We start from the raw sequence: 13,587 nt of genomic DNA, 5'->3' as shown, positions 1-13,587 counted from the left end.
AGAACTGTACGCTCAGCGGAACCGATCGGGACCGCCCCACCCTCCGACCCATGCCTCCACGTGCGGGTTGGAGCGCAGCAGATGCACGCCTTCCGCACGGACGGTCAGGGTCTCGAATCCCTCTGCCGTGCCCCATCGCGCGGCTCGCCGCAGCGCTCGGCGCGAGTGCAGCACACCGGCGGACGAGCCGGCGGAGTCGACGAGATCGACGGTGCCGACGTCACCCGCACCGAGGCCCGCGACGAGCTCGGCGATCCCTGCCGACTCGAGGACCACGACCGGGCGGTCGAGTTCCCAGAGCACCCTGGCCTCAGGCTCGTCGCCGTCGATCACGATGCGCGGGTCGTCGATGTCGAGTCCGGACGTCGCATCGAGCATCACGCGCGACCGCGGGAACGCGGTGAGGATCGAGTCCACCGCGATGAACAGCGCCTCCCGGGTGTGCGTGCCGCGCAGCCGGACGACGAGATCCGGGACCGCCGACAGCAGTCCCCGCGGAGCCGAGCCGTCGACCGGAATCGACGAGACGAGTGTCATGGTCTGGGCGTTCGCGCGCTCGAGCCCGGAATCCGTGCGCTCGGCCCACTCGGGCCCGTCGTGCCAGGCCACGGCCGTCGGCACGTGCGCCAGCACGGCGCCGGCCTGCCACATCCGATGCGCCCACTCCCAGTCCTCCCCGCCGTAGGTCGAGAACGACTCGTCGAAGCCGCCGGTCTCCTCGAACAGGCGACGCGAGCAGGCGATCACCGCGCCGATGACGAACCGGTACGAGCGGTCGTCGGCGTCGAGCAGGTCACGGCTGCGTACGTACTCCTCGGCGAGCCAGGCCGGCTCCGGGAGCTCCCGGCCGATCACCGCCCCGGTCACGGGAGTCTCCGCATCGATGCCCGAGAAGTCGGCGTGGCGACGCCGTCCGACCGTGACCGCCTCGGGAAGCAGCGCCGGAAGACGGGTGAGAGCCCGCACATACCCGGGTTCCGGGGCGGTGTCGGCATCCAGGAAGCAGAGCACGTCCCCGGTGCTCGCTCGTGCGCCGAGATTGCGTGCAGCGGCGAGGCGGAAGCCCCGGTCGTCCTGCCGCACGAGGGTGACCCCCGGCGGCACGAGGACATTCCCGGCGGAGCCGTCGTCGGCGACGACGATCTCGAGGAGTTCGCGCGGATAGTCCTGCGTCGACAGCGCCGACAGCGTGCGGGCGAGCTCCCCGGGCTGCTCGTAGTGGGCGACGATCACCGACACTTTCGGCAGCGTCTGCGGCTGGACCCCGTCGAGCGAGTCCCACCTGTTGCCGACGACCCACGGGCGCCGTGTCACCACGCCAGCCCGCCCCACCAGCGCACGTAGGCCTCCGCCGCGTCCGGCCACGACATCGGCAGCCGAGTGAGTCCGTGCCAGGTCGTCTCGGGTCGTTCGAACGCCGCCCGCACCGCGGTGGCGAGCTCTGATCCGTCGACGGTCTGCACGGTTCCCGGACGCAGCGCCGCCATCTCGTCCATGTAGCGATTGCGCACGGCGACGGGACGGCGCCCCCAGCCGATCCACGATGCGAGGGACCCCGACGCCGACACATGGCGGTGGGCGATCACCGGCACCGACACCGCGCGTCCCCGCCGGGCGATCTCCTCGTCGTCGAGCCAGCCCGTCACGTCGACCTCGACACCGAGGGCGCCCGCGCGACGGACGAACTCCTCGAGCTCCGCGGCGTGGCCGTCGGACGCCCGGCCGAGAACCGTCATCCTCGTGATGCCCGCGGACGCGGCTGCGCGGGCCGCCTCGTCGTGTCCTTTGCCCGGGTAGAAGTAGCCGAGCACTCCGATCGACTCGTCAGCCGGCGTCCGCGGCACCTCGGGCCGCAGCTCGACGGGCAGCGGGATGCTCACCGCCGGGCCCGTCCACACCCGCTCTTCGCGCAGCAGCGCACGCTCATGGTCGCTGTTCACCGCCACTCCACGCGCCGCCGCCGCAACCGCCGCGTACGCGGCCCGCCGCCGGGGCAGGTTGCGCTCGCCGTCCGACGCCTGCGGCACGTCGTGCAGGGTGACGCTGATCGCGCGCCCGGCGGCGAGGTCTCCGAACGTCTGCGCCGCCTCCTCGGGAGAGCGACCCCAGAGTCGGTCGGTGAAGTGCACGTGCAACGGGGCGCGTTCGTCGTCCGCATCCAGGTCGGGCGGTTCCACGGTGCGGATCGACGGATCCGCGACGCGGACCGCATCGGCCATCTGCCGTCCGTACATGGCGACGCCGTGCGTTCCAGGGTGGACGAGCAGCAGCGGGGTGACGCTCATCGTGCTCGCCAGACGTCGAGAAGGGGCGCGAGACGGGTCACGGCGGCGTCGACGAACTCCGGGTGCGTGGCGTACCACTCGCGGTGAGCGGCACGCACCTCGGCGTCGTCGACCGCCACGCCGTCGACGATCCAGTGCGCGCGCGGCTCGTCCGCCAGCCCCCACGCGTCGACGACCTCCGGCTCCAACGGCGCGCGCACCGAGTTCAGCAGCGGGCGCCCGGGGTCGGTCGGGCCGCCCGTATGGCCGAGCATCTCGAGCATCCGGGCACCCAACGGCATCCACACCGCATCGCCCGGATGATTGACCGTGCGCATGTGATCGGCCGTGACGGAGTCGAAGAGGTCGGAGACCGCCACGTCGGCGGTCTGCTCGCGCAGGCGCAGCGTGTCGATCGACGTCTGTCCCACGGCCCGCACCTCAGCGGGCGCGAGCGCGGCGACGACGGGGATGCCCGCGGCGACGGCGAGAGTGCGCACGTCGTGGTACGCCACGACGGGCGGATCTCCCTCGACGCCAGGAACCCGGAAGGCGGATTGAAACGGATGCAGTCCGGCGAAGCGCACCGGGGGCACGGTCATGACCCGGGCATCGGTCACTGCGGCGATCTGGCGTGTCCCCAGCGGCAGATCGCGATAGTCGTCGCGGATCGGCTGGCTCACCACGACGTCGGCGAGGCCGGCGATCTCGTGCAGGCGCGCGGCGTCGGCGGCGGTCATCTCGTGCACGGCGGGGACGCGCACGAATCGGTGCTCCGGCGCATCCATCACCACGCGCAGCGACTCGGCCTGGCAGTTGCCGAGGACGACGCCGAATCGTTCGGGAAGCGGGGTGAGCCCGTAGAACTCCGAGTAGTGCTTCTGACGCGCTAGCACCACGGAGCCGGTCGGCGCAACGCCCGTGCGCGGTTCGGGATCGTGGCTCATGATTCGAACGTACCCCCTTCGATCGCATCAGTCGTGCGCCCCCTTTGCTGTGCGGTCACCCCCGTCATCGCGACCCCGCACGTCGATGCTCTGCCCGCCCACGGAGAACCACATCGTCACCGAACCCGCCCTCATCCGCGTCGCCTCGATCCCGGCCACCCATCCCTACGTGCGCGCCATCGCCGACACGGAGCGAGTGAAGGTCCTCCCCGATCCGCCCGTTCCCGGCGCAGCTGCGGGCGTCTGGTGGCCTCCGGTGGCTCTCACCCCGCAGTGGCTGGTGTCGCACGCAGATGAGTTCGATGTGCTGCACGTGCACTTCGGCCTCGAATCCTTCTCGCCCGACGAGCTGCGCGAGGCGCTCGAGACCGCGCACCGGCTCGGCCGCCCGGTCGTGTACACCGTGCACGACCTCGAGAACCCGCAGCTGGTCGACCAGGCGCCGTATCGAGAGCTGCTCGATGTGATCATCCCGTCGGCCGATCACCTGGTCACGCTCACCGCGACGGCGGCGGACGAGATCGAACGACGGTGGCACCGCAGCAGCGAGGTGTTGGCGCACCCCACCCTGCTCGACGATGCGCCTGTGATCGGGCGCTCGGATGACGCGACCGTGCGGGTCGGCATCCACCTGCGCGACCTGCGTCCCAACATCGACGCGGAGCGTGCGGTCCGCACGGCTGTCGACGCGGCCGGGCAGCTCGCCGAGGCGGGTCGCGCCGTCGACTTCGAGATCCTGCTGAACGAGCGCACGCGGGATGACGAGGCGGCAGCCCGCGTGGTCGCCGCCGCGGCCGACCACCCGTCCGTGCACGTGCGGCGCACCCCGCGGCTGAGCGACGCGGACATCGCCGCGTGGATCGGCGGCCTCGACCTCTTCGTCCTGCCGTACCTGCACGGAACCCACTCGGGATGGGTCGAGCTCTGCCACGACCTGGGGGTCCCCGTGGCCGGGACCGAGGTGGGGCACATCGGCTCGCAGCATCCCGACGACTTCTTCATCATCGGGCTCGACGACGCGCGGACGCTGGCCGAGGCCGTGTCGCGCGCGTCGGACGCGCCGCCCCGGCCGCCGATGGACACGCGCAGGTCCGAGAGGCTGGCCGAGCGGCAGGCGGTGCGCACCGCCCATGCGCGGCTGTATGCCGAGGCATGTGCGCGCGTCACCGAGGGGGTCCGCGCATGATCGGTCGCGAGCAGCTGCGGGTGCTGGTCGTGGCGCCCGAACGTCATCCTCTTCGCCAACCGCACGCGGGCGGGCTGGAGGCCGTGGTCTGGAACCGCGTGCGCTGGCTGCGCAGCCGCGGCCACCATGTGGAGCTGTGCGCGGCGGAGGGATCGGACTTCCTCGACGCCGACACCGACCTGCACCTGCCGAGTCCGCGGTGGCACCGGGCGCGGGATGCGTCCGACACCGACTTCCCCGAGGGGCACCGCCGTCTCATGACCGACGCCTTCGCGCGGGTACGCGATCGGCTCGACGCGCCGGAGACTCGCGTCGATGTCGTCGACAATCACAGCCTCCACGGCGATCCGATCCTGTGGAGCCGCGAGATCGGGGTTCCGGTCGTCACCACGCTGCATACCCCTCCCCTCGCCGACATGGTGATCGCGTCGAATGCTCTCGACGGCACGTCGCCGCACAGGTTCCTCGCGGTCAGCCAGTACACGGCGCGCGCGTGGTCGGCCGAGGGCGTCGAGGCGTTCGTCTTCACCAACGGCGTCGACACCGCACAGTGGAGTCTGGGATCGGGCGGAGGGGACTGGGTGTGGTTCGGCCGGATCGTGCCCGAGAAGGCACCCCATCTCGCCATCGATGCCGCTCGACGCGCCGGCGCACGCCTGAAGCTCGCGGGCCGCGTCGGCGACGCCGCCTATTTCGACCGCGAGGTGCGCCCACGTCTCGGCCGGGGCATCGACTACGTCGGCGCGCTGCGACAGCCCGAGCTCGCCGCGCTCGTCGGGGCCTCATCGGTCGCCCTCGTGACACCGGTGTGGTCGGAGCCCTTCGGGCTGGTGATGGCCGAGGCGCTCATGACCGGCACGCCCGTCGCCGCGTTCGACTCGGGAGGCACCAGTGAGGTGCTCGCCGGAATCCCCGGCACCGCCGTGGTGCCGTCCGCCGACACCGAGGCGCTCGCGCGTGCCGCGACGAGCCTGGTCGCGCAGTCGCGCAGCGGACTGCGCCGACGGGATGTGCGCGACGCCGCCTCCGCGCGGCATTCGCTCGACCATCGGCATCGCGAGATCGAACGGGTCCTCACCGTCGCCGCTCAGAGCGCGATGCCCGCCCACGAGTTCGTGGAGGCGGTCGGAGCATGATCGCGTGGTACGTGCACCATCACGGGTGGGGCCACCTGACGCGGATGCAAGCGATCCGCCCGCACCTCGCCGACGAGGTCACGGTGTTCTCGAGCCTGCCTGAGCCCGAGTCCCTGGCACCGCGGACGACATGGGTTCAGCTGCCCTCCGACTCCGACCCGGTCGTCGGGGCCGACGGAGTGCGCCGAGAGGCGCACGAACTCGGCGATGTCACCGCGAACGGCAGCCTGCACTGGGCACCCCTCGGGCATCCCGGGCATCAGGCTCGCCTCTCGGTGATCGCCGACTGGGTGGCCGTCCACCCGACCGCGGCCTTCGTCGTCGACGTCAGCGTCGAGATCACGATGCTCGCCCGCCTGATGGGCGTGCCGACGATCGTCTTCGCTCAACCGGGCGAGCGCACCGACGCCCCGCACCGGCTCGGATACGACCTCGCCGACCTCATCCTGACGCCGTGGCCGCAGGGAACCATCGAGGCGACGGCGCTCGTCGGCCGCGAGCGCGTGCGAGCGGTCGGCGGCGTGTCTCGCTATGACGGCCGAGCCCGCGTCGACACCGGCGATGAGCACCCCCGTCGCGTGCTGTTCCTCGGCCGCGCTCTCGACCGTGACGGGCTCTCCGAGACCGTCGAGCTGCTCAGAGCGGACGGGTGGGACGTCGAGAGCGCCGGCGCGAACGACGACGATCGGGTCGACGACGTCTGGCCCCTGCTGTGCCGCGCCACGGTCGTGGTGAGCGCGGCGGGCCAGAACAGCATCGCCGACCTCGCCGCCGCCGATGCCCGCGCCGTCGTGATCGCCCAGGAGAGGCCCTTCGGCGAGCAGGAGGACATGGCCCGCGTGCTCGCCGCACAGGGCTTCGCCCAGAGTCTTCCGGTCGATGCGGAGCCCTCCCAGGTCGTGGACGGCATCCGCCGAGCTGCTGAGACCGCTCCCCGCTGGCACGCGTGGCAGGTGCACGGGGCTGCCGCCCGCGCCGCGAGCGCGATCGAGGAGGTGGCGTGATGAGCGTCCGCGTCGCCGTCATCACGCCGGCTTCGGTCAACCGTCTCGACCATCTGCAGCGTCAGCGGCGGTTCCTCGACGAGGTGAGCACGCCCGGTGTCGAGATCGTCCGCATCGAGGCGTGGCTGGATGCGGAGGCCCCGCCCGTGCAGCCCCCGGCCCTGTTCGTGCATGTGCCGCCGGGCGACCACGGCATGCGCGTCGGCGCGGCGCGGAACGCGGCGGCCTCGCTCGCGCTCGCTCGGGACGTCGACCTGCTGGTGTTCCTCGATGTCGACTGCCTGCCGGGACCGGGACTCGTCGAGCGATATATCGGTGCCGCGCGAACGCACCCGCAGGACCTCCTCTGCGGCCCGGTGACCTATCTCCACAGTGTGCAGCGCCCGTCGACACCGCACGATCTCGGCATCCTGACCCGTCCGCACCCCGCTCGCCCACTGCCCGCGGGCGACGCCGTCGTCGCGGCGACCGATGACGAGTTCGACCTGTTCTGGTCGCTCTCGTTCGCGGTGACCCCCGAGACCTGGACGCGTCTCGGGGGATTCGACGAGGTGTACGAGGGCTACGGCGCCGAAGACACCGACCTGGGTCGACGCGCACGGGCGCGTGGCATCGGTCTGCGCTGGGTCGGCGGCGCGCATGCCTACCACCAGTGGCATCCGGCCGGCTCTCCGCCCTGGCGCCACCTCGACGACATCCTGCGCAACGGCGCTCTGTTCGCCGAGCGATGGGGCGAGTGGCCGATGCGCGGCTGGATAGACAGCTTCATCGAGGGCGGTGCCGTGGAACCTCACGGCGACGGCTTCCGCCGCGTCGATCGCGCGAGCGCATCCCGTCGCTGAACCGCTCGACGGGAGGTTCGGATGCCGGGGAATCCGCACTACGCTCGGCAGCATGACGGCGTCTTCCCCCGATGAGCACCCGCTGCTTCGCGCGCACCGCACCCTGCGTCCGGGATTCGGCACCGAAGCGGCGGTCTACGGAACGATCCTCGTGAGCGGACTGATCGCCGTCTCGTCCGCACACGGAGAGACGTCTGCCGCGGTGCTCCTGTCGGTCGGAGTGACCGTCATCGTCTTCTGGGCGGCGCATGTCTACGCGGGTGCCGTCGCCCGGCTCGGCCGAGACGATCCCGAGCAGATGGGCGTGCGCACGGCCATCGGCCGCTCGGTGCGCCATTCACTCGGGATGCTGAGCTCGGCCGGGATCCCCGCGCTCATCCTCGTCGCCGGCACGACGCGGGTCATTCCCGACGATGCCGCGAACGACGTCGCCCTGTGGTCAGGAACCGTCATCCTGGCCTTCCTCGGCTACGTGGCCTTCCTCCGTCGGGGCAGCTCCATCCCCGTCCGCATCCTCGGGGCGCTGAGCACAGCGCTGTTCGGGGTGGCCTTCGTCGTGCTGAAGGCGTTCGTGCACTGACGTCCGGTCAGGCCGGCAGGATCACTCTGATCTGCGCGGCGACCTCGTCGACGATCTGCTCGACCGAGTGAGCGATGTTGATCGTGGCGGACATGGTCAGGAACATGACGGCCGAGACGATGCGGGCGAGCGCCGCGGCCTCGTCGGCCGAGACCCGCGTATCACGGGCGATGACGTCGGCGACCAGCTGCTCGGTCTGCCCGGTGAGGGCGAGCGCCTCACCGTGATGCGGTTCTTCGGGGTCGCCGAACACGATCTCACGCAGGTAGGTGCGGCCGTTGTCGATCTGGGTGCGGTTGCATTCGATGACCGGCCGGATCACCGCCAGCACACCCTCGAGAACACCGTCCGCGTCGGCGGCGGCGGCGCGTCCGCGCTCGAGCGCCTCGGCGTACATCGAGTTCTGCACGAGCAGCAGCAGCTCGCCCTTGGTCTTGGCGTAGAGGAAGAGCGTTCCCGTGCCGATGTCGGCGCGATCGGCGATCTCCTGCGTCGTGACGTCGTCCACCCCTCGTTCGGCGAAGAGCTCGCCGGCAGCGGTCGTGATGCGCTCGAGCTTGTCGAGCTTGTTGCGCTCACGTCGACCGAGAGGGCGGGAGTCGACAGTCATGACGTCCTTCGGAATAAATAATGATCACGCTCAGTTCTGATCATAGTCACCAGGGTGTGGGCTCGGTTCGCCCATTCTCCCACGAGCGCCTCATCGATCCACGGTGAAGCCGTGACGGCATCCGTTCGATCCCTCCCACAGAAAGCCCACCCTCATGCCTTCTCTCTCTGGAGCAGTAGTCCTCGTCACGGGCGCGAACGGAGGGATCGGCACGCACTTCGTCCGCGAGGCCCTCGCGCGCGGCGCCTCGAAGGTCTACGCCTCCGCACGCACGCCCCGCGAGTGGGACGACGAGCGCATCGTGCCGCTCGCCCTCGACGTCACCGATCCGGCATCGATCGCCGCAGCCGTCGCTGCCGCGCCCGACGTCACGGTGCTCATCAACAACGCCGGCGCCTCGCCCTCGAGCCCCGGCATCCTCTCGCACAGCGACGAGGAGATCCGCGCGAACGTCGAGACCAACTTCCTCGGCCCGCTGTTCCTCGCTCGCGCCTTCGCGCCGATCCTCTCGGCCCAGCCGCAGTCGGCGCTCATCGACATCCACTCGGCCTTGAGCTGGTACGCCGTCGCCGGCATCTACAGCGCGACCAAGGCGGCGCTGTGGTCGGCGACGAACTCGCTGCGCCTCGAGCTCGCCCCGGCCGGAGTGCACGTCGTCGGGGTGCACGTCGGATACGTCGACACGGCCATGGCGGCGACCGTCACCGACCCGAAGCTCGACCCGGCCGTGCTCGTGACCACAGTGCTGGATGCCACGGAGGCGGGCGAGTACGAGGTGCTCGCCGACGACACCTCGGTGCAGGTCAGGGCCGCCCTGAGCGCCCCGCTCCAGGCGCTCTACCCGCAGCTGGCGCGCGCCTCGGAGCAGTAGTCCACACGGCGAAGGCCCCGGGAGCGATCGGATCGCTCCCGGGGCCTTCGTGCGTCCGGATGCTCTGCAGCGATCAGGACTCAGGCTCCCCTGATCACGACCTTGCCGCGGATTCCGCCCCGGGTCAGCGACGCGATGCCGTCGGCGGCCTCCTCGAACGGGAGCACGCGACCGACGATCGGGCGGATGGCTCCCGCGTCGACGAGTTCTGCGATCTGGCGCAGCTGTTCGCCGCTCGCCCGCATGAAGAGGAACGTGTAGGCGACGCCCAGGCGCTTCGCCTGGGCCCGGACCTTGCGGCTGAGCACGGCCATGGCCAGTCGGAGCAGTGGATTGAGGCCGGCTGCGCGGGCGAACTCGGGTGTGGGCGGACCCGAGATCCCGACCGCCCTGCCTCCCGGCCGCAGGATGCGCAGCGACTTCTCGAGGTTCTCGCCGCCGAGGCTGTCGAGCACGACGTCGTATCCAGTGAGGACCTCCTCGAAGTCCTCAGACCGGTAGTCGACGACATGGTCGGCGCCAAGCATCCTCACGAAGTCGGCGTTCGCGCCGCTCGCGGTCGTCGCCACCTCCGCACCCAGGTGCTTCGCGAGCTGGATCGCGATCGATCCGACGCCGCCGGCTCCCGCATGGATCAGCACCTTGTGGCCCGGCCGCACCTCGCCGATCTCGACCAGGGCCTGCCAGGCCGTCAGCGCGACGAGCGGCAGCGACCCCGCCTCGTCCATCGTGATCGACGCGGGCTTCAGCGCCACGTCGCTCTCGTCGATCGCGATCCGCTCGGCGAAGGTCCCGATGCGACGATCGCGCGGACGCGCGTAGACCTCGTCGCCAATCGCGAAACGGCTCACGCCGGCGCCGACGCGGATGACCGTGCCCGCGACGTCATGCCCGAGGACGATCGGCAGACGGTACGGCAGGATCGCTCTGAACTCGCCGGCGCGGATCTTCTCATCCAGCTGGTTGACACCCGCCGCCTGCACGCGGACGAGCACGTCGCGCTCGCCCACGGAGGGCTCGGGCACGTCGGCCGCGTGCACGGCGGTGTGGTACTTCGAGAGGACGAAAACTCTCATGGGTGATCTCCGGAATCCGTCGCAGAATAACGACTGAACTCTATTATGAGCGCACTCAGTTTTATTGTCAACGGCGAGATGCTCTCAGTCGAGTCGAGAGGACAGCTCCTCGATGATCTGCGCGACCTCGCGTCGCGCATCCGCCAACCGTTCGATCTCCGCGTCGAGGCCGGCGAGCGCGGTGTCGGACGATCCGTGACGGCGTGCGATCTGCAGGTTCGCCCGGATGTTCAGCGACGCCCCCGACAATCCGGCGCCCAGGGCCTCTGCGGCGACGGCGAGATCAACGGCGATGTGAGGGTTGCCCGCCTCGACGAGCACCCGCACGTCGCGCAGCATCCGCACGCCGATGCCACCGACCTGCGCCGCGGACTCGGCCGCCTCGACGGCCGCCTCGCGGACGCGCTCGTCGCGGGACGGGTCGTCGCTGGGCAGTGCGAGGGCAGCTCCGAAGCGTGCCGAGACGACGCCGTCCGCCTCGACCGCCCGCAGCGCCTCGACGCGTCGCCCGGTGAGCGGATCGAGGCGCTCCGATGCTCGAGGGTCGTCATCGGAGTACCCGCCCACCATGCTCATCAGCGAGGCGGCGATCGCGAGCATCACTCCCGACGCGGCGCCTCCCCCGGGAGAACCGGTCGGACGACTCAGCGCGTCGAACCAGTCGTCCATCGGGGTGGATGCGGGGATGTCGGCGGAGTCCTCCATGACCGTCACCCTACGAGCTACGACCAGAGCAGCGGGAGCAGCGACACCACGAGACCCGCGAACCCGACGCCGGCGAACACGATCCCGAGGGTGAGGACGACGCGGCGTGCGTGCGGGGGCTCCCCCACCCGTGCGTGGGAGGGGTTGTTCGCGCTGACCACTCCGTCGGCCCAGCCGGCCTCCGCCGTCGCCGATTCCTGCCGGCTCAGCGGTCGCTCATGGAAGTCTCCGCCGGCGAACCAGCGGGCGAGCAACGCCCCGTCGCGCTCGATAATGGCGATCTCTGCGGGCAGCCACGGCCCCTCGATCGTCCGGATGAGGACGCCGATCAGCAGCATCGGCAGACCGAGCCCGAGACCGACCCACGACAGCACCTCGCCGACGAGCGCGAGGGTGTCGAGCATCTGCATGATCTCATCGTAGAGAGTTCGGTTAACCCTCGTCGGCCTCTGACGCAAGGCCCTCGGCACACTCGCTTCGATCGCATAGCGTCGGCCACACGAGAGGGAGGAGCGCACAATGAGCACGAACATCGAGATCGACGGCCGGAATTTCGTGCTGCGTGACGATCGCCCTCTGAGGCAGGTGATGGACGAGATCGAGGCCGCCGCATCCGCAGCGCCGACCTTCATCACCCTGTCGGGCGACGACCGCAGCATCAGCGTGCTCATCCGCCCCACGACGCGCGTGGTGATCTCGGTCGAGAAGGCCGCGCACGTCGATACGACCGGACGCATCGAGCCGGACCACGCCTCCTGGGATCTCCCGTTCGAAGACTGGGAGATGTGACGTGCAGGAGCTGTGGCTCGTCAGGCACGGAGAGAGTGTCGGCAACGTCGCCGCGACAGCCGCGGAGACCGCCCGCGCCGAGGTGATCGACCTCGCGACCCGAGACGCCGATGTGCCGTTGTCGACCACCGGCGCCGAGCAGGCGCGAGCGCTGGCGGCCGCGTTGCACGGCGGCCCTGTCACGCCCCAGGTCGCCTGGTTGTCGCCGTACGTGCGAGCCCAGCAGACGTTCGCGCTCAGCATGGAGGGCGTGGAGGGCGTCGCCGGCGTCGAGCGGGTGCTCACCGACGAACGGCTGCGCGACAGAGAGCTCGGCATCCTCGATCTGCTGACCCGGTGGGGCGTCGCCGCCCGGCATCCCGAAGAGGCCGACCGTCGGGCGCGACTGGGCAAGTACTACCACCGGCCGCCCGGAGGAGAGTCGTGGGCCGATGTGTCCCTGCGCCTGCGGTCGTTCCTGCGAGATGCACTGGCCGACGACGCCCGCGTCGGTCTCGTCGTCGCGCATGACGCCGTCGTGATGCTGCTGGTCGCACTGCTGACCGGGATGGACGAGACGCGCCTCATGCAGTTCGCCTCGACGAACCCGGTGCTCAACGCCTCGGTGACGCGGCTGCGCCTGGACGGCCGGCAGTGGCAGCTCGAGGACTTCTCCGACGTGCGCCACCTCGCGCAGCTGGGCGCCGACATCACCGTGCACCCGGGAAGCCCCGATGTCGGCCCGGGATGAGCCGACGCGGGTGACGCCGCAGCTGCTGCAGGAGTGGGGTCTGCCCGACCCCGGCGACTCGAAGAAGTCCCGCGGCACGGCGATGATCGTCGGCGGCTCGTCTCTCTCGGCCGGCGCGGTCGTGCTGGGCGGGGAGGCCATGCTGCGCGTCGGAGCGGGCAAGGTCGCGGTCACGACCGACGCCTCGGTCGCGGATGTCGTGAGGATCGCGTTCCCCGAGGCCGGGGTCTACGAATCGCCCGGTCCGGGCGAACCGATGACCGACGACCTGCGCAGCGCCTGCGAAGGAGCGGATGCGGTGCTGGTCGGGCCGGGGCTGGACGACCCCGACGATGCCCTCGGGTGGCTGCGGCGGCTGGCGGGCCACGACATCTCCTGCCTCGTGGTCGACGCCTTCGCCGTCGGTGCACTGCGCGACGTGCCGCGCTCGGATCTTCCGGCGTCCCTGATCGTCAACGCCAATCTCGACGAGGCCGAGCTCCTGCTGGGCCGCCCCGTCGACGACCTCTTCTCGGAGCTGCCGGGACTCGCTCAGGAGCTCGACGCCGTGATCCACTGCTACTCCGCCGTGGTCTCACCCTCGGGCACCGCATGGCGACTCGACGACGGCGGCCCCGGCCTCGGCACGGCCGGATCGGGCGACGTCGTCGCGGGCGCCATCACCGGCTTCGCCGCCCGAGGACTCGCCCCGGAACGCGCCGCCGTCTGGGGAGCATGGGCGCACGCCCGCGCAGGAGACCGACTCGCCGAGCGCAGGGGTCTCGGCTACCTCGCCCGCGAGCTGGTGCGCGAACTCCCCGCCGCCGTGCTCGACGTCGACGGGGCTCGAGGCGACGTCGACTGAGCC

16 protein-coding genes are annotated in these 13,587 nt (G+C 70.9%); 9 read left to right on the top strand and 7 right to left on the bottom strand.

Features of this window, described 5'->3' with window-relative positions:
• Nucleotides 1–12 precede the first annotated feature (12 nt).
• The 3 genes from QRN21_RS13835 to QRN21_RS13825 are packed head-to-tail and all read right to left on the bottom strand — an operon-like array spanning nucleotide 13 to nucleotide 3,211.
• Nucleotides 13–1,317: a glycosyltransferase family 2 protein gene (locus QRN21_RS13835; RefSeq protein WP_285364608.1), complete on the bottom strand. Its 1,305-nt coding sequence runs from the start codon at nucleotides 1,315–1,317 to the stop codon at nucleotides 13–15.
• Nucleotides 1,311–2,285 (bottom strand): hypothetical protein, encoded by a 975-nt coding sequence (locus QRN21_RS13830; protein WP_285364606.1) that lies wholly within the window; start codon nucleotides 2,283–2,285, stop codon nucleotides 1,311–1,313. The genes QRN21_RS13835 and QRN21_RS13830 overlap by 7 nt, the downstream gene beginning before the upstream one ends.
• A complete protein-coding gene (locus QRN21_RS13825; RefSeq protein WP_285364605.1) occupies nucleotides 2,282–3,211 on the bottom strand; it encodes a WcbI family polysaccharide biosynthesis putative acetyltransferase in 930 nt (309 codons plus the stop codon). Before QRN21_RS13825 ends, QRN21_RS13830 begins: the two co-directional genes overlap by 4 nt.
• Before the next feature lie 85 nt (nucleotides 3,212–3,296).
• Here QRN21_RS13825 and QRN21_RS13820 point away from each other — a divergent pair, with 85 nt between their 5' ends.
• The 5 genes from QRN21_RS13820 to QRN21_RS13800 are packed head-to-tail and all read left to right on the top strand — an operon-like array spanning nucleotide 3,297 to nucleotide 7,959.
• Nucleotides 3,297–4,397 carry a glycosyltransferase gene (locus tag QRN21_RS13820; protein WP_285364602.1) on the top strand — a complete coding sequence of 367 codons (1,101 nt, stop codon included), beginning with the start codon at nucleotides 3,297–3,299 and terminating at the stop codon, nucleotides 4,395–4,397.
• On the top strand, nucleotides 4,394–5,533 hold the full coding sequence (locus tag QRN21_RS13815; protein WP_285364599.1) for a glycosyltransferase: 1,140 nt from the start codon (nucleotides 4,394–4,396) through the stop codon (nucleotides 5,531–5,533). Before QRN21_RS13820 ends, QRN21_RS13815 begins: the two co-directional genes overlap by 4 nt.
• Nucleotides 5,530–6,537 (top strand): glycosyltransferase, encoded by a 1,008-nt coding sequence (locus QRN21_RS13810; protein ID WP_285364596.1) that lies wholly within the window; start codon nucleotides 5,530–5,532, stop codon nucleotides 6,535–6,537. The genes QRN21_RS13815 and QRN21_RS13810 overlap by 4 nt, the downstream gene beginning before the upstream one ends.
• Entirely contained in the window at nucleotides 6,537–7,379 is an 843-nt protein-coding gene (locus QRN21_RS13805) for a galactosyltransferase-related protein (protein WP_187250236.1), read from the top strand. Before QRN21_RS13810 ends, QRN21_RS13805 begins: the two co-directional genes overlap by 1 nt.
• Before the next feature lie 52 nt (nucleotides 7,380–7,431).
• The gene (locus QRN21_RS13800; RefSeq protein ID WP_233277240.1) at nucleotides 7,432–7,959 is read left to right on the top strand and encodes a hypothetical protein; all 528 of its coding nucleotides are present in this window, start codon (nucleotides 7,432–7,434) and stop codon (nucleotides 7,957–7,959) included.
• 7 nt (nucleotides 7,960–7,966) lie between these two features.
• Here the strand turns inward: QRN21_RS13800 and QRN21_RS13795 are convergent, their stop codons facing one another.
• Nucleotides 7,967–8,569, bottom strand: a complete 603-nt coding sequence (locus tag QRN21_RS13795; RefSeq protein WP_053097652.1) for a TetR/AcrR family transcriptional regulator — start codon at nucleotides 8,567–8,569, stop codon at nucleotides 7,967–7,969.
• Nucleotides 8,570–8,723: 154 nt separating this feature from the next.
• On the opposite strand from QRN21_RS13795, the gene QRN21_RS13790 reads away from it, so the two are divergent.
• Nucleotides 8,724–9,440, top strand: coding sequence for an SDR family oxidoreductase (locus tag QRN21_RS13790; RefSeq protein WP_285364593.1), 717 nt, complete (start codon nucleotides 8,724–8,726; stop codon nucleotides 9,438–9,440).
• Between the two features lie 80 nt (nucleotides 9,441–9,520).
• Here the strand turns inward: QRN21_RS13790 and QRN21_RS13785 are convergent, their stop codons facing one another.
• The 3 genes from QRN21_RS13785 to QRN21_RS13775 form a co-directional block, all read right to left on the bottom strand.
• Nucleotides 9,521–10,516, bottom strand: coding sequence for an NADP-dependent oxidoreductase (locus QRN21_RS13785; protein ID WP_285364592.1), 996 nt, complete (start codon nucleotides 10,514–10,516; stop codon nucleotides 9,521–9,523).
• A gap of 84 nt (nucleotides 10,517–10,600) precedes the next feature.
• Nucleotides 10,601–11,221 (bottom strand): cyclodeaminase/cyclohydrolase family protein, encoded by a 621-nt coding sequence (locus QRN21_RS13780; RefSeq protein WP_053097655.1) that lies wholly within the window; start codon nucleotides 11,219–11,221, stop codon nucleotides 10,601–10,603.
• A gap of 17 nt (nucleotides 11,222–11,238) precedes the next feature.
• Nucleotides 11,239–11,631, bottom strand: a complete 393-nt coding sequence (locus tag QRN21_RS13775; protein WP_285364589.1) for a hypothetical protein — start codon at nucleotides 11,629–11,631, stop codon at nucleotides 11,239–11,241.
• Nucleotides 11,632–11,740: 109 nt separating this feature from the next.
• Here QRN21_RS13775 and QRN21_RS13770 point away from each other — a divergent pair, with 109 nt between their 5' ends.
• Genes QRN21_RS13770 through QRN21_RS13760 form a run of 3 tightly spaced genes read left to right on the top strand, consistent with a single transcriptional unit; the run spans nucleotide 11,741 to nucleotide 13,584 of the window.
• Complete coding sequence (locus tag QRN21_RS13770; protein WP_053097657.1) at nucleotides 11,741–12,010, top strand: hypothetical protein; 270 nt, start codon at nucleotides 11,741–11,743, stop codon at nucleotides 12,008–12,010.
• 1 nt (nucleotide 12,011) lies between these two features.
• Nucleotides 12,012–12,740 carry a histidine phosphatase family protein gene (locus QRN21_RS13765; protein WP_072591776.1) on the top strand — a complete coding sequence of 243 codons (729 nt, stop codon included), beginning with the start codon at nucleotides 12,012–12,014 and terminating at the stop codon, nucleotides 12,738–12,740.
• Nucleotides 12,724–13,584 carry an ADP-dependent NAD(P)H-hydrate dehydratase gene (locus tag QRN21_RS13760; protein WP_285364586.1) on the top strand — a complete coding sequence of 287 codons (861 nt, stop codon included), beginning with the start codon at nucleotides 12,724–12,726 and terminating at the stop codon, nucleotides 13,582–13,584. The genes QRN21_RS13765 and QRN21_RS13760 overlap by 17 nt, the downstream gene beginning before the upstream one ends.
• Nucleotides 13,585–13,587 lie beyond the last annotated feature (3 nt).

The sequence above is a fragment of the Microbacterium sp. LMC-P-041 genome (assembly GCF_030209555.1).
Classification (GTDB): Bacteria; Actinomycetota; Actinomycetes; order Actinomycetales; family Microbacteriaceae; genus Microbacterium.
Note: the sequence above shows the minus strand (reverse complement) of the source record. Positions and strands in the feature narration are given on the sequence as shown.

Coding starts and splice junctions, on each gene's coding strand:
- QRN21_RS13775 (WP_285364589.1), bottom strand. CDS start 11,631: ATGCAGATGCTCGACACCCTCGCGCTCGTCGGCGAGGTGCTGTCGTGG.
- QRN21_RS13830 (WP_285364606.1), bottom strand. CDS start 2,285: ATGAGCGTCACCCCGCTGCTGCTCGTCCACCCTGGAACGCACGGCGTC.
- QRN21_RS13815 (WP_285364599.1), top strand. CDS start 4,394: ATGATCGGTCGCGAGCAGCTGCGGGTGCTGGTCGTGGCGCCCGAACGT.
- QRN21_RS13780 (WP_053097655.1), bottom strand. CDS start 11,221: ATGGAGGACTCCGCCGACATCCCCGCATCCACCCCGATGGACGACTGG.
- QRN21_RS13785 (WP_285364592.1), bottom strand. CDS start 10,516: ATGAGAGTTTTCGTCCTCTCGAAGTACCACACCGCCGTGCACGCGGCC.
- QRN21_RS13800 (WP_233277240.1), top strand. CDS start 7,432: ATGACGGCGTCTTCCCCCGATGAGCACCCGCTGCTTCGCGCGCACCGC.
- QRN21_RS13795 (WP_053097652.1), bottom strand. CDS start 8,569: ATGACTGTCGACTCCCGCCCTCTCGGTCGACGTGAGCGCAACAAGCTC.
- QRN21_RS13810 (WP_285364596.1), top strand. CDS start 5,530: ATGATCGCGTGGTACGTGCACCATCACGGGTGGGGCCACCTGACGCGG.
- QRN21_RS13805 (WP_187250236.1), top strand. CDS start 6,537: ATGAGCGTCCGCGTCGCCGTCATCACGCCGGCTTCGGTCAACCGTCTC.
- QRN21_RS13760 (WP_285364586.1), top strand. CDS start 12,724: ATGTCGGCCCGGGATGAGCCGACGCGGGTGACGCCGCAGCTGCTGCAG.
- QRN21_RS13790 (WP_285364593.1), top strand. CDS start 8,724: ATGCCTTCTCTCTCTGGAGCAGTAGTCCTCGTCACGGGCGCGAACGGA.
- QRN21_RS13820 (WP_285364602.1), top strand. CDS start 3,297: ATGCTCTGCCCGCCCACGGAGAACCACATCGTCACCGAACCCGCCCTC.
- QRN21_RS13825 (WP_285364605.1), bottom strand. CDS start 3,211: ATGAGCCACGATCCCGAACCGCGCACGGGCGTTGCGCCGACCGGCTCC.
- QRN21_RS13770 (WP_053097657.1), top strand. CDS start 11,741: ATGAGCACGAACATCGAGATCGACGGCCGGAATTTCGTGCTGCGTGAC.